The sequence below is a fragment of the Cupriavidus sp. WKF15 genome, assembly GCF_029278605.1.
Classification (GTDB): domain Bacteria; phylum Pseudomonadota; class Gammaproteobacteria; order Burkholderiales; family Burkholderiaceae; genus Cupriavidus.
The window spans coordinates 1,454,138-1,474,395 of sequence record NZ_CP119573.1; the positions used below are offsets into that span (position 1 = coordinate 1,454,138).

General features: G+C 67.2%; 16 protein-coding genes. 8 read left to right on the forward strand and 8 right to left on the reverse strand.

Annotation, left to right across the window (positions count from 1 at the left end; translation table 11 throughout):
* Position 1: 1 nt before the first annotated feature.
* Genes CupriaWKF_RS24015 through CupriaWKF_RS24025 form a run of 3 tightly spaced genes read left to right on the forward strand, consistent with a single transcriptional unit; the run spans position 2 to position 2,311 of the window.
* On the forward strand, positions 2 to 697 hold the full coding sequence (locus CupriaWKF_RS24015) for a heme-copper oxidase subunit III family protein (RefSeq protein WP_276100954.1): 696 nt from the start codon (positions 2 to 4) through the stop codon (positions 695 to 697).
* Positions 698 to 705: 8 nt separating this feature from the next.
* Entirely contained in the window at positions 706 to 1,071 is a 366-nt protein-coding gene (locus CupriaWKF_RS24020) for a cytochrome C oxidase subunit IV family protein (protein WP_276100955.1), read from the forward strand.
* Positions 1,072 to 1,087: 16 nt separating this feature from the next.
* The gene (locus CupriaWKF_RS24025; protein ID WP_276100956.1) at positions 1,088 to 2,311 is read left to right on the forward strand and encodes a DUF2252 family protein; all 1,224 of its coding nucleotides are present in this window, start codon (positions 1,088 to 1,090) and stop codon (positions 2,309 to 2,311) included.
* A 21-nt stretch (positions 2,312 to 2,332) separates the two neighbouring features.
* Here CupriaWKF_RS24025 and CupriaWKF_RS24030 read toward each other — a convergent pair whose 3' ends face one another.
* Positions 2,333 to 3,760, reverse strand: coding sequence for an NAD-dependent succinate-semialdehyde dehydrogenase (locus CupriaWKF_RS24030; RefSeq protein WP_276100957.1), 1,428 nt, complete (start codon positions 3,758 to 3,760; stop codon positions 2,333 to 2,335).
* A gap of 312 nt (positions 3,761 to 4,072) precedes the next feature.
* Here CupriaWKF_RS24030 and CupriaWKF_RS24035 point away from each other — a divergent pair, with 312 nt between their 5' ends.
* Complete coding sequence (locus tag CupriaWKF_RS24035; RefSeq protein WP_276100958.1) at positions 4,073 to 5,119, forward strand: patatin-like phospholipase family protein; 1,047 nt, start codon at positions 4,073 to 4,075, stop codon at positions 5,117 to 5,119.
* A gap of 21 nt (positions 5,120 to 5,140) precedes the next feature.
* On the opposite strand, the gene CupriaWKF_RS24040 is transcribed toward CupriaWKF_RS24035, so the two are convergent.
* The gene (locus CupriaWKF_RS24040) at positions 5,141 to 5,755 is read right to left on the reverse strand and encodes a hypothetical protein (RefSeq protein WP_276100959.1); all 615 of its coding nucleotides are present in this window, start codon (positions 5,753 to 5,755) and stop codon (positions 5,141 to 5,143) included.
* Between the two features lie 25 nt (positions 5,756 to 5,780).
* Complete coding sequence (locus tag CupriaWKF_RS24045; protein WP_276100960.1) at positions 5,781 to 9,197, reverse strand: adenylate/guanylate cyclase domain-containing protein; 3,417 nt, start codon at positions 9,195 to 9,197, stop codon at positions 5,781 to 5,783.
* A gap of 173 nt (positions 9,198 to 9,370) precedes the next feature.
* Between CupriaWKF_RS24045 and CupriaWKF_RS24050 the strand changes: the two genes are divergently transcribed.
* The 4 genes from CupriaWKF_RS24050 to CupriaWKF_RS24065 all read left to right on the forward strand — a co-directional run bounded on the left by CupriaWKF_RS24050 (position 9,371) and on the right by CupriaWKF_RS24065 (position 13,812).
* On the forward strand, positions 9,371 to 10,870 hold the full coding sequence (locus tag CupriaWKF_RS24050; RefSeq protein WP_276103188.1) for an MATE family efflux transporter: 1,500 nt from the start codon (positions 9,371 to 9,373) through the stop codon (positions 10,868 to 10,870).
* A 427-nt stretch (positions 10,871 to 11,297) separates the two neighbouring features.
* Positions 11,298 to 11,759 (forward strand): tripartite tricarboxylate transporter TctB family protein, encoded by a 462-nt coding sequence (locus CupriaWKF_RS24055; RefSeq protein ID WP_276100961.1) that lies wholly within the window; start codon positions 11,298 to 11,300, stop codon positions 11,757 to 11,759.
* A 12-nt stretch (positions 11,760 to 11,771) separates the two neighbouring features.
* Positions 11,772 to 13,274, forward strand: a complete 1,503-nt coding sequence (locus CupriaWKF_RS24060; protein ID WP_276100962.1) for a tripartite tricarboxylate transporter permease — start codon at positions 11,772 to 11,774, stop codon at positions 13,272 to 13,274.
* Positions 13,275 to 13,515: 241 nt separating this feature from the next.
* Positions 13,516 to 13,812, forward strand: a complete 297-nt coding sequence (locus tag CupriaWKF_RS24065; protein WP_276100963.1) for a helix-turn-helix transcriptional regulator — start codon at positions 13,516 to 13,518, stop codon at positions 13,810 to 13,812.
* A gap of 81 nt (positions 13,813 to 13,893) precedes the next feature.
* Here CupriaWKF_RS24065 and CupriaWKF_RS24070 read toward each other — a convergent pair whose 3' ends face one another.
* The 5 genes from CupriaWKF_RS24070 to CupriaWKF_RS24090 all read right to left on the reverse strand — a co-directional run bounded on the left by CupriaWKF_RS24070 (position 13,894) and on the right by CupriaWKF_RS24090 (position 20,257).
* Entirely contained in the window at positions 13,894 to 14,682 is a 789-nt protein-coding gene (locus tag CupriaWKF_RS24070) for a DUF4397 domain-containing protein (RefSeq protein WP_276100964.1), read from the reverse strand.
* A gap of 481 nt (positions 14,683 to 15,163) precedes the next feature.
* The gene (locus tag CupriaWKF_RS24075; RefSeq protein WP_276100965.1) at positions 15,164 to 16,180 is read right to left on the reverse strand and encodes a PleD family two-component system response regulator; all 1,017 of its coding nucleotides are present in this window, start codon (positions 16,178 to 16,180) and stop codon (positions 15,164 to 15,166) included.
* A 92-nt stretch (positions 16,181 to 16,272) separates the two neighbouring features.
* Positions 16,273 to 17,298 carry a chemotaxis response regulator protein-glutamate methylesterase gene (locus CupriaWKF_RS24080; protein ID WP_276100966.1) on the reverse strand — a complete coding sequence of 342 codons (1,026 nt, stop codon included), beginning with the start codon at positions 17,296 to 17,298 and terminating at the stop codon, positions 16,273 to 16,275.
* Positions 17,295 to 19,571: a hybrid sensor histidine kinase/response regulator gene (locus CupriaWKF_RS24085; RefSeq protein ID WP_276100967.1), complete on the reverse strand. Its 2,277-nt coding sequence runs from the start codon at positions 19,569 to 19,571 to the stop codon at positions 17,295 to 17,297. Before CupriaWKF_RS24085 ends, CupriaWKF_RS24080 begins: the two co-directional genes overlap by 4 nt.
* A complete protein-coding gene (locus CupriaWKF_RS24090) occupies positions 19,568 to 20,257 on the reverse strand; it encodes a chemotaxis protein CheW (protein WP_276100968.1) in 690 nt (229 codons plus the stop codon). Before CupriaWKF_RS24090 ends, CupriaWKF_RS24085 begins: the two co-directional genes overlap by 4 nt.
* Position 20,258: the final 1 nt, after the last annotated feature.

The following is a 20,258-nucleotide window of genomic DNA, read 5'->3' on the forward strand; positions in this document are numbered from 1 at the left end:
CATGTCTTCGAACGTCTCGTCGCAGCCCGCCGCGCCGGGGGCCATCGCCACGGGCCTGCGCGGCCTGGTGGCGGACTGGTCTTCCGACCAGCGCGCCTTCAAGGTGTCGTGGGGCAAGGCGATGATGTGGATCTTCCTGCTGTCCGACACCTTCGTGTTCAGCTGCTTCCTGACGGGCTACATGACGGTGCGTATGGCCACCACGGTGCCCTGGCCCAACCCGAGCGAGGTCTTCGCCCTCAATATCGGCGGCCGCGACGTGCCGCTGATCCTGATCGCCATCATGACCTTTGTGCTCATCACCAGCAGCGGCACCATGGCGATGGCCGTCAACTTCGCCTACCGGCGCGCGCGGAAGCAGTGCGCTCTGCTGATGATGGTGACCGCGCTGTTCGGTGCGACCTTTGTCGGCATGCAAGCCTTCGAGTGGACCAAGCTGATTGTCGAGGAAGGTGTGCGTCCCTGGGGCAACCCGATGGGCGCGGCCCAGTTCGGCTCGACCTTCTTCATGATCACGGGCTTTCACGGCTTTCACGTGACCTGCGGCGTGATCTACCTGCTGGTCGTGGCGACCAAGGTCCTGCGAGGCCGGTACGAGGCGAGCGGCAACTACCAGATCGTGGAGATCGCGGGCCTGTACTGGCACTTCGTGGACCTGGTCTGGGTCTTCATCTTTGCATTGTTCTACCTCTGGTGAGGCTTGCCATGGCTTCGACTCCGACTCCCGCCTCGCCCGGCGCTGCGCACGGCCAGGACGACACCGCGCACACTGGCCAGCAGCATCCGATCAGCCTCTACCTGAAGATCTGGCTGCTGCTGTTCGTGCTGTCCACGCTGTCATACATGGTGGACTACGTCGGCTTCACCGGCTACCTGCGCTGGACGCTGATCCTGCTGCTGATGGTGATGAAGGCCGGCCTGATCGTCGCTGTCTTCATGCACATGGCCTGGGAGCGCATGGCGCTGATCTGCGCGATCCTGGTGCCGCCACTGTGCCTGCTGGTGCTTGTCGGGCTGATGGCGGAAGAGGCAAACTACACGTTCCTGACGCGCGGCATCTTCTTCCACTGAACCGACCCCCGCACGCATGCATCCTGCCACCGAAGCCATCCTGCGTTTCAACCAGGGCCGCGACCCCGAGCGCTTCACGCGCAAGCTCGCTGCCATCGCCGCCGACCCGTTCGCCTTCTTTCGTGGCACCAATCACCTGTACGTGGCATCGCTCAGCCATGCAGACGCGCTGCTGGACGCGCCGTCCACCTATGTCTGCGGCGACCTGCACCTGGAGAATTTCGGCAGCTTCAAGGGCGACAACGGCCTGGTCTACTTCGACCTGAACGACTTCGACGACGCGCTGGTCGCGCCGCTGACGGTGGATGTGGTCCGCGTGCTGTCCAGCGTGCTGGTGGCGGCGGGCCAGATCGGCCTGTCCGACGAGGACGCGGATCGCGCCAGCGAGGCGATGCTGGCCGAATATGCGGGGGTACTGGAGGGCGGCAAGCCGCGCTGGCTCGAGCGCGCCACCGCCACCGGCATGGTGGCCATGCTGCTGAGGCGGGTCAAGCGGCGCCGGCGCGGCGAACTGGTCGCGGAACGCACCCAGACGCGCAAGGGGCGGCAGCGGCTGGTTTGCGATGGCAGTCACGCCTTACCCGCCGACGCCGACGCCCGCAAGCGGGCCGTGGAGATCCTGAACGCCTATTCGGGCCAGCCGCACGGCCATCGCTTCCGCGCCGAGGATGTTGCGCGGCGCGTGGCCGGCATCGGCAGCCTGGGACTGGAGCGCTACGTAGTGCTGGCGCGCGACGAGCGCGCGGGCGGCATGCCGCGCCTGGTCGACATCAAGCGCGCGGCGCCTTCCGCCTGGCAGGACCTGCCGAACCGCTCGCAGCCGCGCTGGGGCAGCGATGGCAGGCGCGTGGCGACCATACAGAAAATCATGCAGGCGGCATCGCCCGCGCTGCTCTCGTCCGTGGACAAGGGCCGTGCGTCATACCTGGTGAAAAGCCTGCAGCCCACCGCGGACCGGGTCAACCTGGCGCACTGCGACAGCGCCGCGTCGCTGCGCGAAGTGCTCGCGACCATGGCCCATGCCGCGGCCTGGGCGCACCTGCGCGGCTGCGGGCACCATGCCGCGGACCGTATCGAGCAACTGCAGGAATTTGCCGCCGGCACGCGCTGGCGCAAGGCAGTGCTGCGCCTGGCACGGCATGGCCATGCGGTGTCGCTGGCGCAGTGGAAGGTCTATGCGGAGGACTACCGCAAGGCCAGGGGCAGAGCCGTCAGCCTGCCTGCCGACGGCGCCCGGTAGTGCAACGCAGGCGGCAGGACGTCAGACCTGCGTGATGAACTTGGTCACCAGGTAGCCATCGAAGGTTTCCATGCCGCCTTCGCTGCCGATGCCGGAGTCCTTGATGCCGCCGAACGGCGTTTCGGACAGTGCCATGCCGAAATGGTTGATGTTGACCATGCCGGCTTCCAGGCCGTTGGACACCTCGTGCGCGGTCTTCAGCGAATTGGTGAAGACATACGAGGCCAGCCCGTAGGGCAGGCTGTTGGCGCGGCGCAGCACCTCGGCCGTGTCCTTGAAGCGCGTGACGGGGGCCACCGGGCCGAACGGCTCGTCGACCATCAGTTTGGCGTCGTCGGGCAGGTCGGTCACCACGGTCGGGGCGAAGAAGTAGCCCTTGTCGCCGATGCGCGAACCGCCGGCCACGACCTTGCCGCCACGCTGGCTGGCATCGTCCAGGAATTGCTCCATCGAGAACACGCGGCGCTCATGGGCCAGCGGGCCCATCTGCGTGCCTTCTTCGAGCCCGTTGCCGACCTTGATCGAGCCGATCACCTCGGTGAAGCGGGCCAGGAACTTGTCATAGGCCTTTTCCTGCACGTAGAAGCGCGTTGGGGAGACGCACACCTGGCCCGCGTTGCGCAGCTTGAAGCGCGCCAGCATCTCGGCGGCGGGCTCGATATCGGCGTCGTCGAACACCAGCACCGGCGAATGCCCGCCGAGTTCCATGGTCACGCGCTTCATGTGCGCGCCGGCCAGCGCGGCCAGCTGCTTGCCCACCGGCACCGAGCCCGTGAAAGAGATCTTGCGCACAATCGGCGATTCGATCAGGTAGGTAGAGACCTCGCCCGGCACGCCCCAGACGATGTTGAGCACGCCCGGGGGCAGGCCGGCATCATGGAACAGCTGCGCCAGCGCGACCACGGCGCTGGGCGAGTCTTCCGGTCCCTTCAGGATCAGCGTGCAGCCCGCGCCCACGGCCGCCACGATCTTGCGGATGGCCTGGTTGAACGGGAAATTCCACGGCGTGAAGGCCGCGCAGACGCCGATCGGCTCGCGCACCACGATCTGGCGCACATTGGGCTGGCGCGGCGGGATCACACGGCCGTAGATGCGGCGGCATTCCTCGGCGTGCCAGTCGGCATGCTCGGCGCAGACCAGGACTTCGCCGACCGCCTCGGCCAGCGGCTTGCCCTGGTCCAGCGTGATATTGCGGCCGATGTCCTTGGCGCGTTCGCGAGCCAGTTCGCCCACGCGGCGCAGGATCCGGGAGCGCTCGAGCGGCGAAGTTTTCTTCCAGCTTTCAAAGGCACGCTGGGCGGCGGCCAGGGCGCGGTCCAGGTCGGCGCGGCTGGCGTGCGGCAGCTTGCCCAGGACTTCCTGGGTGGCGGGGTTGAGCACATCCTGCTCGCGCCGGTCGCCGCCCTTGATGAATTCCCCGTCGATATAGAGGGCAAGATCCTGGTACATGCGTGTTCTCCTGGTGGTCGTGTCGGGTCAGACGTGTCGGCGGCGCGACGGTGCGCGCTGCCAGGTCCGCTAGCTTAACGCCTCGGCGCGGATCGTGCTGGCGATGCGGCCGGCGCAGATGGGGGGCAGGAGACCGATAAAGCCGCACGTGCGCAAAGCGGCCGCGACGACGCCGCATCTTCACTACACTCTACGAAAAAGGGTCGCAACGGGTCGCGTCCCCGGCGCCCCGCCGGAACGCGGGGCAGGTCAGGGATGCAGAACCTCCGCGCTCACGCCCCAGTGCCCGGGCCGCATACCAGGAGCCACGCCATGGATGGAAATTCGGGCAATCGTGCCGGCGGCGAACGCAAGCCCATCGCGCTGGCGCTGCAGGGCGGCGGCATGCACGGAGCCTTCACGTGGGGCGTCATCGACCGGCTGCTCGAGGACGGCAGGCTCGACATCGAAGGCATCAGCGCCACCAGCGCCGGCGCCATGAATGCCGCCGTGCTGGCTTACGGGATGCTCAAGGGCGGCCCCGATGGCGGGCGCCAGGCGCTGCATGACTTCTGGCTGGCGATTGCGCGCTCGGCCGAGCGCTACAGCCCGTTCCGCTGGATGCCGTGGATGAAGGGCGGCCACAGCTTCGGCCTGGACAACTCGCCTCTGTATGCGATGGCCGACATGGTGCTGCGCATCCTGTCGCCGTACCAGTTCAATCCGCACAACATGAACCCGCTGCGGGACGTGCTGGCCAGCCAGGTGGATTTCGAGGCCTTGCGCCGCGAGTGCCCGTGCCATCTGTTCCTGTGCGCCACCAACGTGGAAACCGGGAAGATACGCATCTTTTCGGGAGCGGACATGTCGATCGAGGCCGTGCTGGCCTCCGCCTGCCTGCCGACGCTGTTCCAGGCCGTGGCCGTCGATGGCCAGCACTACTGGGACGGCGGCTACGTCGGCAATCCGGCCATCTTCCCGCTGATCTACCAGTGCAAGACGCACGATGTCGTGATCGTCCACATCAACCCGATCGTGCGCCCGGGCGTGCCAAGGACTGCTGCCGAAATCCTCAACAGGGTGAACGAGGTCAGCTTCAACTCGTCGCTGATGCGCGAGATGCGCGCCATTGCCTTCGTGACCTCGCTGATCCAGCAGGGCAAGGTCGACAAGAAGGAGATGAAGGAGATGCGCATCCATTCGATCCGCAACGACGAGACCATGGCCGCGCTCGGCGTATCGAGCAAGTACAACGCGGACTGGAAGTTCCTGTGCTTCCTGCGCGACAAGGGCCGCGACCATGCCGGTACCTGGCTGGAGCGCAATTATGACCACGTCGGGCAGCGCTCCAGCGTGGATATCAGCGGCGAATTCCTGTGAGCCCGGCCCTGCCCGGCACCGTCAGCCACGCACCGGCTCGGCGAGCCGCAGCGCGAGGTTGCGTCTGGCCAGCGCCTCGTAGCGGTCGTGGAACAGGTCGGTCAGGTAGAGGCGCTGGCGCGCCAGCAGCCGGCCCAGGTACTTGCGCTCGGCCGCATCATAGGCAGCATCGTCCAGGTCCGGACGCTCGGCGCGCAGCAGCATTCCATTGCGGCGGAACCGCACGCCGGGGCTGCCGAGCGTCGCCAGGTCGATATCGACCGCATAGCAGGCGGCCAACCCGTCGGGTACGCCGGTGTGCGTGGTGTCCAGGATCATGGCGGCAATGTCGTCGGCGCGGGCAATGCGTCCGTCGGCCCGGCGCAGGAACCAGTCCGCGCTGCGTGCCTCGTTGTCGCGCGCGCCCGGCACGTAGATGACGTCGTGGCACCAGAGTGCGAGCTCCACGGCGTCGGCGTCGGGAACCTGGGCGTGGGCCCAGTCCAGGTCGCGCAGGCAGCGGCGCACGTGGAACAGCGTGTGGTAGTAGCGGCCCGGCCCCGAGTAGTGCCCGGACAGTTCGGCATAGGTGTCCTGCGCGCGCTGGCCGCCGCAGCGCGACCACAGGGACTCGAAGCGGGCCTGGAACCGGTTCATGGGCCTCCTTCGCGGCTGCGCCGGTTCAGCCGACCTCGTCGAGCAGGGCCCGCGCCTGTTGCAGGTCGGCCGTGTCGAAGCCTTCGCGGAAGGCGCCATAGATGCCGGCCAGTACCTCGCGTGCGGCATCGGGCTTGCCTTTGCGGCAAAACAGCCGCGCCAGGCTCAGCGCCGCGCGCAGCTCCAGCGACCTCGCTCCCTGCTCGCGTGCAATGGCAACGGCCTTGCGGAAGCAGGCTTCCGCTTCGTCCCGGGCCAGCCGGCCGTCCTCGGACCCGGCGAGGATAAGTTCTCCCTTCAGGCGGAGCAGCGTTGACGCGTCCAGCCGTTCGCCGGTCTTCTCGGCAAGCGGCATGGCCTCGTCGAGCAGCGCCAGGCCGGCGCGGTACTCGCCGGCCTGGCCGTGCGCATCGGCCAGCAGGCCCAGCAGGCTCGGCCTCGCCAGTGACGCGCCGGTCGCAGCGTAGGCGTCGAGGCCTTGCTGTATCTGCGCGATGCCCGCCTGATGGTCGCCGCGCTCGGCCACCGTCCAGCCCTGCAGCACCACGCCCCATGCCAGGTAGATCGGAAAGCCCTGTTCGCCGGATATGGCGATGGCTGCCTCGGCAAACTCGCGTACCTGCTGCACTTCGCGCCGGCACAGGTGCACTTCCGCGGCGAAGATCAGGCACAGGGCGAGATTGAATGCGTCGGGACGCTGCCTGGCCAGCGCCAGCGCTTCAAGCGAGCGCGCACGCGCGAGGTCCGGCAAGCCCTGGTACCACAGGATCCAGCCCAGCGTGGCCATGGCATGCACGGCCGGGTCGCGCCCGTAGCCAAGCAGGAATTCGTAGGAGGACTGGTCCGGCCGCTGCACGGCCAGCACCTGCTCCATGTGGTCGCGTGCGACGCTGATCTGGCCCAGGCGGAACGTGGTGGAGCCCAGCACGCGATGTCCTTCGGCGAGCTGGTCGGGCTTGTGCGAGCGCAGGGCCATGCCAAGCAGCCGCTTGCCGAGCGGCAGCGCCACGTTGTACTGCGCGCGCAGCTGGTAGAACGCCCACAGCCCGAGCTGCGCGGAAAACACCTGCGGCGTAGGCTCGCCCTGTTCGCACAGCGCGAGCGCGCGCCGGTAGTTGGCTTCCACCTCGGTGGCGGCCTGGCCGCGCGTGGCGATCAGGGCGGGTCCCAGCGTCAACAACAGCGACAGCTCCTGACGCACGCGTTCCGGTGTGTCCGGCAACTGCTTGAGCAGCGCAATGGCCTTGCTCAGGTGGCCGATCGCCTCGGGCAGGGCAGAGCGTTGCACGGCTTGCTGGCCCGCGGAGTGCAGGTATTCGATCGCCTTCGGCACATTGCCGCTGAGGCTGTAGTGGTGGGCGAGTTCGCCGCAGTAGTCTTTCAGCCGCCCAGGGAACAGCGACTCGATCGCCAGCGCGGCACGTTCATGCAGCGCGCTGCGCCGCTCGGTCAGCAGGCCGTGGCCCGCGACTTCCTGGGTCAGCGCGTGCTTGAATACGTACTCCCCGTCGGGAAAGGCGGGCTGCTCGTAGATGAAGTCCGCAGCCTGCAGCGCGGCGAGCAGCGGGCGCAAGGTGTCGTCATCCTGCCTGGTGACGTGGCGGATAAGGCTCAGCGAAAACTCCTTGCCGATCACCGCCAGCGTTTGCAGCAATTCCTTCTGTGCCACGGGCAGCCGGTCGATACGCGCGGCCAGCACGCCCTGCACCGTCGTCGGGATGTGCAGCAGGGCCGGTGCCCGTTCGATGCGGAAGTTGCCCGGCGGCCCGAGCAGTACGCCTTCCTCGGTCAGCGTCTGGACCACTTCTTCCATGAAGAACGGGTTGCCCTCGGTCTTGTCGAGGATCAGCCGCTTCAGCGGCACCAGGCTGCGATCGTCGCCCAGCAGCGCGGTGAGCAGGCCCTGGGCCTCGGCAGGGCCCAGCGGTTCGAGCTGGAGTTGCGTGTAGGCGCCGCGGGCATGCCAGTCGTGCGAATACTCGGGGCGGTAGTTGACCAGCAACAGGATGCTGGCGTCCGGCACATGGTCGACGAGGATGCCGAGAAAGCCCTCGGTCTCGCTGTCCAGCCACTGCAGGTCCTCGAAGATCAGCGCGAGTGGCTGGTTCTGGCTTTCGCGCACCAGCAACTGGGCAATGGCCTCGAAGGTCCGCTGGCGCCGGATCGTGGCATCCATGGCCGGCAAGGTCGATCCTGGCTCGCTGTTGCCGAGCAGATAGAGCAGGTAGGGCAGGTGCACCTCCAGCGAGCGGTCGAGCGTCAGCAGCTTGCCGGTCACCTTCTCGCGGCAGGTCCGGTCGTTGTCCTGCGCGGCCACCTGGAAGTAGTTTTTCAGCAGTTCGATCAGCGGCAGGTAGGCAAAGGCCTTGCCGTGCGATACGGAAAAGGTTTCCAGCACCAGGCAGCCTTGCCGCGACCTGGCCTTGAACTCGTGAAACAGGCGGGACTTGCCGACGCCGGCCTCGCCGACCACGCCGACGATCTGGCCCTTGCCGGCCCGGGCCAGTTCCAGTGCCGCGTGCAGCCGCTCCAGTTCGGCCTGGCGGCCGACGAAGCGAGCCAGCCCGCGGTGCGCCGCAACCTGCAGGCGCGTGCGCAGCGCGCCGAGGCCCAGCACCTCGTAGACGGCCAGTGGATCGCGCACGCCTTTGACATGCGTGGTGCCGAGCGCCTTGAACTCGAAATAGCCTTCGGTGAGCTTGTGGGTCGACTCGCTGATCAGGATCGAGGCCGGCGTCGCCACGCCTTCCATGCGCGAGGCGATGTGGATCGTGTGTCCCACGGGATCGTAGTCCGTGTGCAGGTCGTCCTTGCGGATCGAGCGCACCACGACCTCGCCGGTATGGATGCCGACGCGGATCTGCAGCGGGATGCCCAGCTCCAGGCGGACCCTGTCGCTGTGGCGGCGCATCGCGTCCTGCATGCGCAGCGCCGCGTACAGCGCGCGCAGGGCGTGGTCCTCGTGCGCGATGGGCGCGCCGAACAGGGCCAGGATGCCGTCGCCGAGGAACTTGGCGACGTAGCCTTCGTAGTGGTGCACGGCCTCCATCATCAGCGTGGCGACCGGGTCGATCAGGCGGCGGGCCTCCTCGGGGTCCAGGTCCTGCGTCAGCGCGGTCGAGCCGGCCATGTCGGCGAACAGCGCGGTAATGGTCTTGCGTTCGCCCGCGGCTTCGCCGCGCGCTTCCATGGCCGCGCGTTCGGCCAGGATGCGCTCGGCCAGGTGCGGCGGGGTGTACTGGACGGGGGGCGTGGCCGATGCCGGGGCGGACGCCTGAGCGGCTGCCAGGCCGGCGAGAGGGGCGCCGCATCCACGGCAGAACTTGGCCGTGGGGCCAGCCGGCTCGCCGCACTGCGGGCAGGCCCGTGGCAGTCCGGCACCGCACTCCTCGCAGAAGTTGGCCTTTGCGAGGTTCTCGAACCCGCAATTTGTGCAGCGCATATCGCCTCCCGCCCACCCTGGCCCGCGTAATTCCGGCTTCAGTCCATTAGACGCGCGATCGGGGCGGTTGGCAAGGCGCGCCAACGGCCGCCGGCGGGATCGCGTATTCTGGCAGGCCGACCGCCTCGCGCAGGGACCATGCAGGGCCCATGCAGGGGCGAAACAAGGACGACATGAAGCCTGACGCCAGACTCACCACCGGCCCCATCGGCCGCACGCTGCTGACGTTCTCGCTGCCGGTGCTCGGCAGCAACATCCTGCAGTCCCTCAATGCCTCGATCAACTCGGTCTGGGTCGGGCGCTTCCTGGGCGAAGCGGCGCTGACCGCGACCTCGAACGCCAACATCATCCTGTTCTTCCTGCTGGGCGTGGTGTTCGGCATCAGCATGGCCAACACCATCATGATCGGGCAGGCCGTCGGCGCGCGCGACCTGGACGAGGCGCGCAAGGTCGTCGGCACCAGCACCACGTTCTTCGTGCTGCTGTCCGTGGCCGCGTCGGTCTTCGGCTACATCTTCACGCCAGACATCCTTGCGGCCATGCAGACCCCGCAAGACGCTGCGCCGCTGGCGGTGACCTATCTGCGCATCATCTTCGTTGCGCTGCCGTTCATGTACTTCTACAACTTCGTGATGATGACGCTGCGCGGCGCCGGCGATTCGCGCACGCCGTTCTACTTCATGCTGTTGTCGGCGGTGCTCGACGTGGTGCTCAATCCGGTGCTGATCTTTGGCGTGGGCCCGCTGCCGGCGCTGGGCATCGCCGGCTCGGCGCTGGCCACGCTGATCGCGCAGCTCACCAGCCTTGCCGCCATGATCGCGCTGCTCTATCGCCGCCGCCATTTCCTGCTGCTGCACCGCGAGCAACTGGCGCTGCTGTGGCCGGACCCGGCCATCATCCGCGCGCTGGTGGCCAAGGGGTTGCCGATGGGCCTGCAGATGGTGGTGATCTCGTCGTCGGCGATCGTGATGATGTCGCTGGTCAATGCCTACGGCTCGCAGACCACTGCCGCCTACGGCGTGGCCTCGCAGCTCTGGACCTATGTGCAGATGCCGGCGCTGGCGGTTGGCGCGAGCGTGTCGTCGATGGTGGCGCAGAACGTCGGGGCCGGGCTCTGGCACCGCGTCACGCGCATCACCCGCGTGGGCATGCTGTTCAACGTGGCGATGACCGGCGCGCTGGTCGCGCTGGTCTACCTGTTCGACCGCCATTCGCTCGGCCTCTTCCTCGGCACCGACGGCGTGGCCATCGGCATCGCACAGCATATCAACCTCGTGGTGCTGTGGTCGTTCATCCTGTTCGGCTTCACCATCGTGATCTTCGGCACGGTGCGTGCTACGGGCGCGGTGATGGCGCCGCTGGTCATCCTGTTCCTGTCGATGTGGGTGATCCGGCTGCCGTTTGCATGGGGCCTGGGCAAGAGCTGGGGCGCGGAAGCAATCTGGTGGAGTTTCCCGCTGGGATCGGTGGTGTCGGTTGCGCTGGCCGCGGGCTACTACCGTTTCGGCAACTGGCGTGCGAGCCATATCCTGCCGGTACCGCCGCATGCGCCAGAAGCGCTGGGCCAGGCACCCGACACGAGCATGGGCACGCCGTGCGAAGACGCCGGCCCGGTTGCCGAAGCGGATGAGACGGGCGAGGCGCCGTCCCGTACGGTGGAAACCGTACGTTGAAAGCCAATCGAAAGATCCGCGTGGCATTGTTGCGTCCGCTGCTGGTTTTCGCGGCAGCGGATGCGTTCGCCCGCGTGCGAGCGGACGACGTCCGCGCATGCCACAGTTCCTCTCCCATACCGCGTCGTTGCCGCATGGCAACGGCGCGTCCGGCCTTCCTAGTCCCACCTTCCCGCTCGCTCCGGCATCGCATCAATACATCATGTGGTGATGTATTGGCGCGGATGCGCAGCTGCGGGTCTGTCGCGCGCGCAGCGCATTGGTGAATACCCGTAAGCGAAGACAAATGAAAGGCGGCTGAAAGATCGCGTCTCTAACGTTCCGATCTACCGTCGGGGCATGCGCATGCATGCAGCAGTTCGCGCGACAGAGCCAGCGCACGAAACCGGCACGGCATTAGTGAAAGTGAACTTTGAGGAGAATCGTTTTGCGCATACGTAGCCAAAAGGACTTTGCCTCCGGCCTGATGTTTGTTCTGGTCGGTCTGGGCTTTTCCTGGGTCGCACGCGGCTATTCCATGGGAACCGCCGCGAAGATGGGCCCCGGATATTTTCCGTTCCTGCTCGGGCTGGTGCTTGCCGTGCTGGGCGGCCTGGTGCTGATCTCGTCGTTGTCCAGCAAGGGCGAGCAAGACCATCTCGCACGCTGGGACCTGAAGACGCTGCTGTGGATCCTCGGTTCGGTGGTGCTGTTCGGCCTCCTGCTCAAGCCGCTGGGCATGGTGCTTTCCGTGTTCGTACTGGTGCTGGTGTCGTCGATGGCCAGCCACGAGTTCAGCTGGAAGGGCGCATTGCTCAACAGCGTGGTGCTGGTGCTGATCAGCCTGGGCGCCTTCGTGTACGGCATCAACCTGCAGATGCCGGTGTGGCCTGCATTCATCACCGGTTAAGGGAGCGCCGAGATGGAATTGATTGAACACCTTTCACTGGGATTCTCGACGGCAATGTCGCTGCAGAATCTCGCGTACGCGTTCCTGGGCTGCGTGCTCGGTACGCTGATCGGCGTGCTGCCGGGGCTGGGGCCGCTGGCCACCATCGCCATGCTGCTGCCGGTGACCTACACGCTGCCGCCGGTGGCCGCGCTGATCATGCTGGCCGGCATCTACTACGGTGCGCAGTACGGCGGCTCGACCACCGCGATCCTGGTGAACCTGCCGGGTGAATCGTCGTCGGTGGTGACGACCATTGACGGCTACCAGATGGCACGGCGCGGACGCGCCGGCGTGGCGCTTGCCACGTCTGGCCTGGGCTCGTTCTTCGCGGGTTGCGTGGCCACGCTGATCCTGGCCGCGTTTGCCACGCCGCTGTCGGAACTGGCGTTCAAGTTCGGCCCTGCCGAGTACTTCTCGCTGATGGTGCTGGGCCTGATCGGTGCCGTGGTGCTGGCCTCGGGCTCGCTGCCCAAGGCGGTCGCCATGATCGTGCTGGGCCTGCTGATGGGCCTGATCGGCACCGACGTGAACTCGGGCGCCGCGCGCTTCTCCTTCGACGTGCCAGAACTGACCGACGGTATCGACTTCGTCGCGCTGGCGATGGGCATGTTCGGCTTCGCGGAAATCATCGCGAACCTCGAACAGAAGGAATCCCGCGAAACCTTCACCGACGCGGTCACCAATCTCTGGCCGACCAGGGACGACTTCAAGCGCATGGCGCCTGCCGTGCTGCGCGGCACGGTGCTGGGCTCGGCCCTGGGCATCCTGCCGGGCGGTGGTGCGGCGCTGGCCTCGTTCGCGGCCTACTCGCTGGAGAAGAAGACCTCGAAGTACTCGCACGAGTTCGGCAAGGGCGCGATCGAAGGCGTGGCCGGTCCGGAATCGGCCAACAACGCCGCGGCACAGACCTCGTTCATCCCGCTGCTGACGCTGGGCATTCCGCCCAACGCGGTGATGGCGCTGATGGTGGGTGCGATGACCATCCACAACATCCAGCCCGGCCCGCAGGTCATGACCAGCAACCCGGCGCTGTTCTGGGGCCTGATCGCGTCGATGTGGATCGGCAACCTGATGCTCATCATCCTGAACCTGCCGATGATCGGCATCTGGGTGAAGCTGCTGACCGTGCCGTACCGCTTCCTGTACCCGGCCATCCTGGTGTTCTGCGGCATTGGCGTGTACTCGGTCAACAACCAGACCTTCGACGTCTTCATGGCGGCTGGCTTCGGCGTGATCGGCTATCTGTTCCTGAAGCTCAAGTGCGAACCGGCTCCGCTGCTGCTGGGCTTCGTGCTGGGGCCGATGATGGAAGAAAACTTCCGCCGCTCGCTGCTGCTGTCGCGTGGTGACTTCAGCGTGTTCGTGACCCGTCCGCTGTCGATGGGCCTGCTGATCGCGGCTGCGGCGCTGGTGGCGGTGGTGGCCCTGCCGTCGATCAAGGCCAAGCGCGAGGAAGCGTTCCAGGAGGAGTAGCCCCCGGCGCTCCGGAACCGCGCCGCCCCAGGGCGGCGTGTGCAACGCAAGCATTCGGGGTGCCTTCGCGCACCCCGTATTTTCTTGCGGCGGGGCATGGCCGCGCGACGATCGTTGAAGCAGAGCCTGCCCGGCTGCGGCAGCAGTCATGGGCCGCGAAAAGATGAACAGGAACTCCGCTCCGGCCCTTCACCGGATCCCAGCATTCCGGTGTCGTGGGGCGGGAGCTTCGCCGGCGCCGATGAAACCGCCTTCCCTTGATCGGGTCTTTTCCCGGATCTTCATCCTCAAGCTCGTGCGCGCGAGCCCGTCGACCGTGATGAATCTGGTCGACCAGCTGCGCGAGTACGGCATCGAACTGAACATTCGCTCGTTGCGCCCGATCCTGCGCAGCCTGATGATCGCGCGTGCGATCACGGCCGAGCTGGTCGAAGGCAGCGGCCGGGTGTACTGCATCACCGATAGCGGCCGCGACGAACTCGAGCGCTATCTGTCCCATCTCGATATCCTCAAGCGAGGTGGCAATGCCGATGGCTGACGCTGTCGCACGCAGAAACAGAAATGGGCCCGCTTGCGCGGGCCCATTGCATTCCGGGATGGCGTTGCCGGATTACTGGCTCTACTGGGTCACGAGTTCCAGGCCAGCCTGCGATTCATCATTGCCGCGCGCGACCAGCACCTTGATGCGGTTCGGCAACGTAGCCTTGATGCCGTCCACGGGAATCGTGGTGATCAGCCAGTCGGCATTGTTGTCCAGCGTCAGCGGGCCGGAATCGAAGATCACGGTCTTGCTGCCGGCGGTCGTGATGCGCAGCCGGTAGGTGCCACCATTCAGGTTGATCGAATCCTTGCCCGAGGCAGGCACCGCGGACTTGAACGTCACGGCCGAGAATGTCGGTGTGACGGAGTTCAGGTCAACGGCCGGCACGGTCACGTAGATGTCCACGTTCTGCGCGTTGAACGATGCGTTCAGTGCCCTGACGCGTGCCTTGTCGGAGAACAGGCCGACTTCGAACGGATCATCGATCTGGATCACATCCGCGGCGGTGTCGCTGCCCGGCATGGCCACCACCGTGTACTTGTGGCCCGTGTGGGTGTTCACGGTCGTGTGGCCGAGCTCCGTGGTCGTGCCGGCCACGTCAAAGGCGAAGAGCTGGTTCCCCTCGTCGACGTCGCGGTAGGTCGACACGAACTTGTAGGGCTCGTTCAACAGATTGGTCTTCGCTCCGTTCTGCAATATGTCGACGTTCGGCCCACCTGGTATGGCATGGATCAAGCGTACGGTCGGCTTGCTGAGGCCGACGCGTGCGGCAATGCTGTCGTCACCGCCTCCGCCGCAAGCGGAAAGGACTGCTGCGGCTGCAATGGCGAGGCCGAGGATAAGACTGGTCTTCTTTGAGCGGATCATAGTGCCACCTTTCTCCGATGCGTTGGTTTTGGGGCGAGCGCCGGCACGGCCGCGGCTGGGGCGGCTGCATGGGCGAGGCGTGTCATCAGGCCGGTGACGTCGTTTCTGGAGTCGGGTGGCCTTATTGCAACGATAGGAAGGAACTTTGGGGGGAGGCAGGCGCGGGTATCCGATATCGGTGTCGGAGGATTCCCACAGGGGGATTGTTGGCGGACGGGGAGGGTAGTTATGTGGGGCGCCGTTTTTCTTGGCATGCCAAGCACGTCAGCGCATCATCATCAATCAACCCAAGCCATTTGGGCATCAACGTCGCAGGCGCGAGCGCTTCCCTTCTTCGTTTTTTTTGCTCGGCCGCTCGCAGCGGGGGCCACTATGGATGTAGCGATTTCGAAGGAGGTGGGCCCGGCGAGCTTGGGCTTGTGCACGCAGGAAGGCGCGCTTTCCGGTTCTTCTGCCGCTCGGACAGAAAGTGATTCGCGGGCTATGACGCCACCACCACCCGATTCCTCCCATTGCGCTTCGCCTCATACAATCCTGCATCAGCAACCTCGACCAGCCGGCTGCTCGCTTGCCCCTCTTCAGGCACGATCACAGCCGCACCGATGCTGACGGTAACGCAGCCGCCCGTGCCCGCCTCGCTGTGGGCGATGCCGAGCGCTTCAATGTCGCGCCGGGCCTTTTCCGCGAGGAGCCGGGCGCCACCGGGCGAAGTCGAGGGAAGAATCATCGAGAACTCTTCACCGCCAAAGCGCGCGGGCAGGTCGGCCGGGCGCGAGCAGTTGTCGCGCAGTACCGCGGCCACGCGCCGCAATACCTCGTCGCCGGCCACGTGCCCATACGTGTCGTTGTAGGCCTTGAACGCATCGACATCGATCATCAGCAGAGCGAGCTGGCTCTTGTCACGCTGCGCGCGCTTCCACTCTGCGTTCAGGTATTCGTCAAAGTAGCGGCGGTTGGACAGCCCCGTGAGCCCGTCCGAATTGGTGAGCCGCTGCAATTCAAGATTGGTCTCCAGGAGCTGCTGTTGGCTTTGGCGCAGCGCGCGATAGGCTTCGTCGCGCTGCAGCAGGTTGAGGTACGAGCGCGAGTGGTAGCGGATGCGCGCGATCAGCTCGATGCTGTCCGGCAGCTTCACAAGATAGTCGTTGGCGCCTGCAGCGAAGGCCGCGCTTTTCATCGCCGCCTCTTCCTTGGTGGACAGCACGATGATCGGGATATCGCGCGTGGCGGCGTGGTCGCGGTAGCGGCGCACCAGCGTCAGGCCATCGACGCCAGGCATGACCAGGTCCTGCAGGATCACCGTAGGGCGGGTGCGCTCCGCCACCACCACGGCGTCGTCCGGTGTCGCGCAGTAGTGGAAATCGATGTCGGGCTCGGTGGCCAGGGCGCGGCGTACGGCTTCGCCGATCATGGCCTGGTCGTCCACCAGCAGCACCATGGCGGGATAGCTGTTCGCTGCGGCAGTGGCGGTAAGAGCGTGGTTCTCGGGTTGTTGCATGCTGGCTTCCTGGATGGCTCGACCCCAAATCGTTCCTGGTTGAGGCATCGGCGATCTTTTGTCGTTCTGGTATGTTCTGTTGGCTGCAGCGGTCAGCCCGGTGCGGGCCGCAAGCCGCTGCAGGCCTGCACCAGACGCGGTGCAATGGCCGCGAGCGGCAGGATCTCGGTGGCGGCGCCAATCGCCGCGGCCGCCTTGGGCATGCCATAGACCGCGCTGGTGGTCTGGTCCTGGGCAATGGTCAGGCAACCATGGCCGCGCATGGCTTTCAGCCCGCTGGCGCCGTCGCGGCCCATGCCGGTCAGCAGCACGCCAATGGCACGTCCGCGCCAGTGCTCCACCACGCTTTCAAAGAACACGTCGATGGAGGGCCGATAAAGATAATCGCTGGGCTGCTCGGTATAGGCCATGCGGCTCGACCCTAGCAGGCGCAGATGGTTGTTGGTACCGGCGATCAGCACCGTGCCGGCCTGCGGCGCTTCGCCGGTGGCGGCCACGCGCACGGGCAGCGCGCACTGGCCATCGAGCCATTCCGCCATGCCGGGCGCAAAGGCTTCGTCGACGTGCTGCACGGCCACGACCGCCGCGCTGAAATCCGCGGGCAGGGCGCCCAGCAGCGTGGCCAGCGCCGCCGGCCCGCCGGCCGAGGCGCCGATCGCCACCAGCCGCGAGGCGGCCGGCTTGCCCTGCACCTCGGCCACGATGGGCCGTGGTGCCGCCCGTCCCGCCACCAGCCGGCCGACATTGCGCATCTTGCGCAGCAGCGGGCCCGCGGTCAGCTTGGCGTCGGATTCGGTCAGCGTGGGCGTGTCCACGGCGTCGATGGCGCCATGTCCCATGGCGTCGAACACCTGGCTGGCATTGCGGCCGAGATCGATGGTGACCACCACGATCGGGCACGGCGTGGCCGCCATGATGCGGCGCGTGGCCTCCACGCCGTCCATGACCGGCATCAGCAGGTCCATCAGGATCAGGTCGGGCGTGTGCGAGGCCGCGAGCTGTACCGCCTGTTCACCGTCGCCGGCGACCCATGCGATTTCAAACGCAGGGTCCAGCGCGATGGCACGGCGCAGTGCGGCCACGGCCAGCGCCGAATCATTGACGATGCCGACTTTCATGGTCTTGCCTCACCGATCAGGTCGTGCACCGCATCGAGCAGCGCAGCGTCATGGAAACTGCCTTTCGCAAGATAGTAATCCGCGCCGGCCTCCAGGCCGCGCTGGCGATCCTGCTCGCGGTCCTTGTACGACACCACCATGACCGGCAACTGCTGCATTCGCGGCTCTTTGCGGATCAGCGTGACAAGCTCGATCCCATCCATGCGCGGCATGTCGATATCGGTGATGACCAGGTCGAAGGGCTCCGCGCGCAGCACGTTCCAGCCGTCCATGCCATCGACCGCGACCGTGACGTCGTAGCCGCGCCCGGCCAGCAGCTTGCGCTCCAGCTCGCGCACGGTGAGGGAATCGTCCACCACAAGCACGCGCTTGCGCCGCACCTGCGCGGCGGCCGTAGCGGCCTGGCGTACGTGCTCGATGCGCCCATCGGTCACGAGCTTCTCGACCGAACGCAGGAGGTCGTCCACGTCGAAGATCAGGACCGGCGTGCCATCGTCGGTCAGCGCGCCCGCGGCGATGTCCTTGATCTTGCCAAGCGCCGGCGCCAGCGGCTGCACCACCAGCAGGCGCTCGCCCAGCATGCGGTCCACGGCAATGCCGTAGACGCGCTCCTGTTCGCCGATGATCACGACCGGAATCTCGTCCCCGTCCAGCGGGCGTTCCGGGCGCTGCAGCACCTGCGCGGCACTGACCAGGCCTACCGCGCGCCCGGCGTGGTGGAAATGCTGGTGGCTCTCGGTCTGCGCCACGTCCTGCCGGCCCACCGTGGCGGCGCGCAGCACATGGCCGAGCGGGAATGCGTAGGCTTCGCCGGCGATCTCCACCAGCAAGGCGCGCACCACCGACAGCGTCAGCGGCAGCTCCAGGCGGAACTGCAGCCCGCCACCGGGCGGCTGCGCCAGGCGCAGGTTGCCGCGCACGCGGCGCACCATTTCCTGCACCGCATCCAGGCCGACACCGCGGCCCGAGACCTCTGAAACGGTTTCGCGCATGCTGAAGCCCGGCAGCAGCAGGAACTCCAGCAGCTCGGCCTGCGACAGCCGCGCGGCAGTGTCCTCGCTGGCCAGGTGCCGCCGCACGATCGCCCGGCGCAGCGCGTCAAGATCCACGCCGGCGCCGTCGTCGCCGATCTCGATCACGAGCCGGCCGGCATTGTGCCGCGCCTGCAGCAGGATGCGCCCTTCGGCAGGCTTGCCACAGGCCAGGCGTACATCGGGCGGCTCGATACCATGATCCACGGCATTGCGCAGCAAGTGCGCCAGTGGCGCGTCCAATGCCTCGAGGATGTCGCGGTCCACCTGCGTGCCGGCGCCGACCAGTTCCAGGTGCACGGCCTTGCCGAGCGAGCGCGCAAGGTCGCGCACCATGCGTGCGTAGCCCGCAAGGCCATCGGATAGCGGCCGCATGCGGCAAGCCAGCGCGGTGTCATAGAGGCGGCGGGCCAGCCGGGCGGTGCGGTGCTCATACTGGTCCAGCTCTTCCTGCCGCTGTGACAGGTCTTGCGCGCCGTCTTCGAGCAACTGCCGGGCATCGGACAAGGCGGCCATGGCGCCGGCATCGGCGCCGCTCCCGGCGAGCGCGTCGCGCAGCGTGTCCAGCGCCTGCAGCGCACGCGCCTGTTGCCGGCGCGCCTGCAGCATGGCCTTGGCGAACGGGCGCAGCCAGTGCGATTCCACCATGGCCTCGCCCGACATGGCCAGCAACTGGTCAAGCGACTCGGCGCCGACGCGCAGCATGCGCTCATGCGAAGCCGGGGCAGGGCCCTGGGGCTGCGATTGCTCCGGCGGCGCGGGCGTGCCGGGGTCGGCCGTGCTGGCCACGGCGGGAGGTTCCGGGTGGTCCAGCGCAACTGCCGCGGCCGCGCCTTCTCCACCAGGCAGCGCCTGCAGGCGCTGCACCACGGCGATGATCTCCGCGCGACCCTGGCGGTCCGCCCAGGCGGGGTCGCCATCAGGCGGGTGGCCGATCCGCTGCAGCAGGTCGGTGCCTTGCAGCAGCGCGTCGATATGCGCGGCGCTCAGTGCCATGCCGCTTTGCGCGGCCACCAGGCAATCTTCCATGGCATGCGCCAGGTGCACGCCGCCGTCCAGCCCGACAATGCGCGCCGCGCCCTTGATGGAATGCGCCGCGCGCATGCAGGCGTCGAGCTGGCTGGCGGCAGCAGGGTCGCGTTCCAGCGCGAGCAGGCCTGCATTGAGCACCTCGGCCTGGGACTCGGCCTCGAGCGCGAACAGTTCGAGCAGCGAAGCATCGCGCAACTGGTCGGGGTTCATGCCAGGCTCCGGGTCAGCGCCTGGCGCACCAGCGCGGCGTCAAGCAGGCCGACACTGCGGCCCTGGTCGTCAAACAGCGCCTGGCTGTAACGCGTGGACGCCCGCGCCAGCGTGGCCGGCAGCGGCTGCAGCGCATTGCCGTGCAGGCGGCGCACGCCGCTCACTTCGGCGACCGGCAGGGCGATGGCGCCGCGGCCCTGGCCGAGCACCAGGAAGCGCTGCCCCTGCCGCGGGCCCGCCTTGGCATCGGGCTCCGCTTCCATGCCGAACAGCCTTGCCAGCGACAGGCAGGCCAGCAGGCTGCCGCGCACGCTTGCCAGGCCCAGCACCGCGGCGTCGCGGCGATGCGGGAGCGAATGCACGGGACAGGGCGCGGTGACCTCGCCAACGGCTTCGGTAGGAAGGGCCAGCCATTCCTCGCCGACGCGAAACACCAGGCAGGACAGGCCGGTGCCGGACGGCTCCGCATCCGGCTCGCGGTCTGCTGGCGCATCGGGCAGCCCGGTCATGGCCTGCGCATCGAGCAGGGCCTTGGCGGCCTGGGAATAGGTGGGGCAGTTGCGGCAATGGATGTGCGTGTCCAGCAGCGGGCAGCTGCCGTCGCCCCGCACGCCGATGCGGCGCCAGCAGTCGTCGACAGTTGCGTTGACAGGCGCGTTGACGGAAAGAGTCGGATGGTGAGCCATG

Excerpts from the sequence above, each read along its gene's own strand:
- CupriaWKF_RS24045 (WP_276100960.1), bottom strand. The coding sequence starts at position 9,197 with ATGCGCTGCACAAATTGCGGGTTCGAGAACCTCGCAAAGGCCAACTTC.
- CupriaWKF_RS24015 (WP_276100954.1), top strand. The coding sequence starts at position 2 with ATGTCTTCGAACGTCTCGTCGCAGCCCGCCGCGCCGGGGGCCATCGCC.
- CupriaWKF_RS24040 (WP_276100959.1), bottom strand. The coding sequence starts at position 5,755 with ATGAACCGGTTCCAGGCCCGCTTCGAGTCCCTGTGGTCGCGCTGCGGC.
- CupriaWKF_RS24020 (WP_276100955.1), top strand. The coding sequence starts at position 706 with ATGGCTTCGACTCCGACTCCCGCCTCGCCCGGCGCTGCGCACGGCCAG.
- CupriaWKF_RS24035 (WP_276100958.1), top strand. The coding sequence starts at position 4,073 with ATGGATGGAAATTCGGGCAATCGTGCCGGCGGCGAACGCAAGCCCATC.
- CupriaWKF_RS24025 (WP_276100956.1), top strand. The coding sequence starts at position 1,088 with ATGCATCCTGCCACCGAAGCCATCCTGCGTTTCAACCAGGGCCGCGAC.
- CupriaWKF_RS24090 (WP_276100968.1), bottom strand. The coding sequence starts at position 20,257 with ATGGCTCACCATCCGACTCTTTCCGTCAACGCGCCTGTCAACGCAACT.
- CupriaWKF_RS24080 (WP_276100966.1), bottom strand. The coding sequence starts at position 17,298 with ATGAAAGTCGGCATCGTCAATGATTCGGCGCTGGCCGTGGCCGCACTG.
- CupriaWKF_RS24050 (WP_276103188.1), top strand. The coding sequence starts at position 9,371 with ATGAAGCCTGACGCCAGACTCACCACCGGCCCCATCGGCCGCACGCTG.
- CupriaWKF_RS24085 (WP_276100967.1), bottom strand. The coding sequence starts at position 19,571 with ATGAACCCCGACCAGTTGCGCGATGCTTCGCTGCTCGAACTGTTCGCG.
- CupriaWKF_RS24075 (WP_276100965.1), bottom strand. The coding sequence starts at position 16,180 with ATGCAACAACCCGAGAACCACGCTCTTACCGCCACTGCCGCAGCGAAC.
- CupriaWKF_RS24030 (WP_276100957.1), bottom strand. The coding sequence starts at position 3,760 with ATGTACCAGGATCTTGCCCTCTATATCGACGGGGAATTCATCAAGGGC.
- CupriaWKF_RS24060 (WP_276100962.1), top strand. The coding sequence starts at position 11,772 with ATGGAATTGATTGAACACCTTTCACTGGGATTCTCGACGGCAATGTCG.
- CupriaWKF_RS24070 (WP_276100964.1), bottom strand. The coding sequence starts at position 14,682 with ATGATCCGCTCAAAGAAGACCAGTCTTATCCTCGGCCTCGCCATTGCA.
- CupriaWKF_RS24065 (WP_276100963.1), top strand. The coding sequence starts at position 13,516 with ATGAAACCGCCTTCCCTTGATCGGGTCTTTTCCCGGATCTTCATCCTC.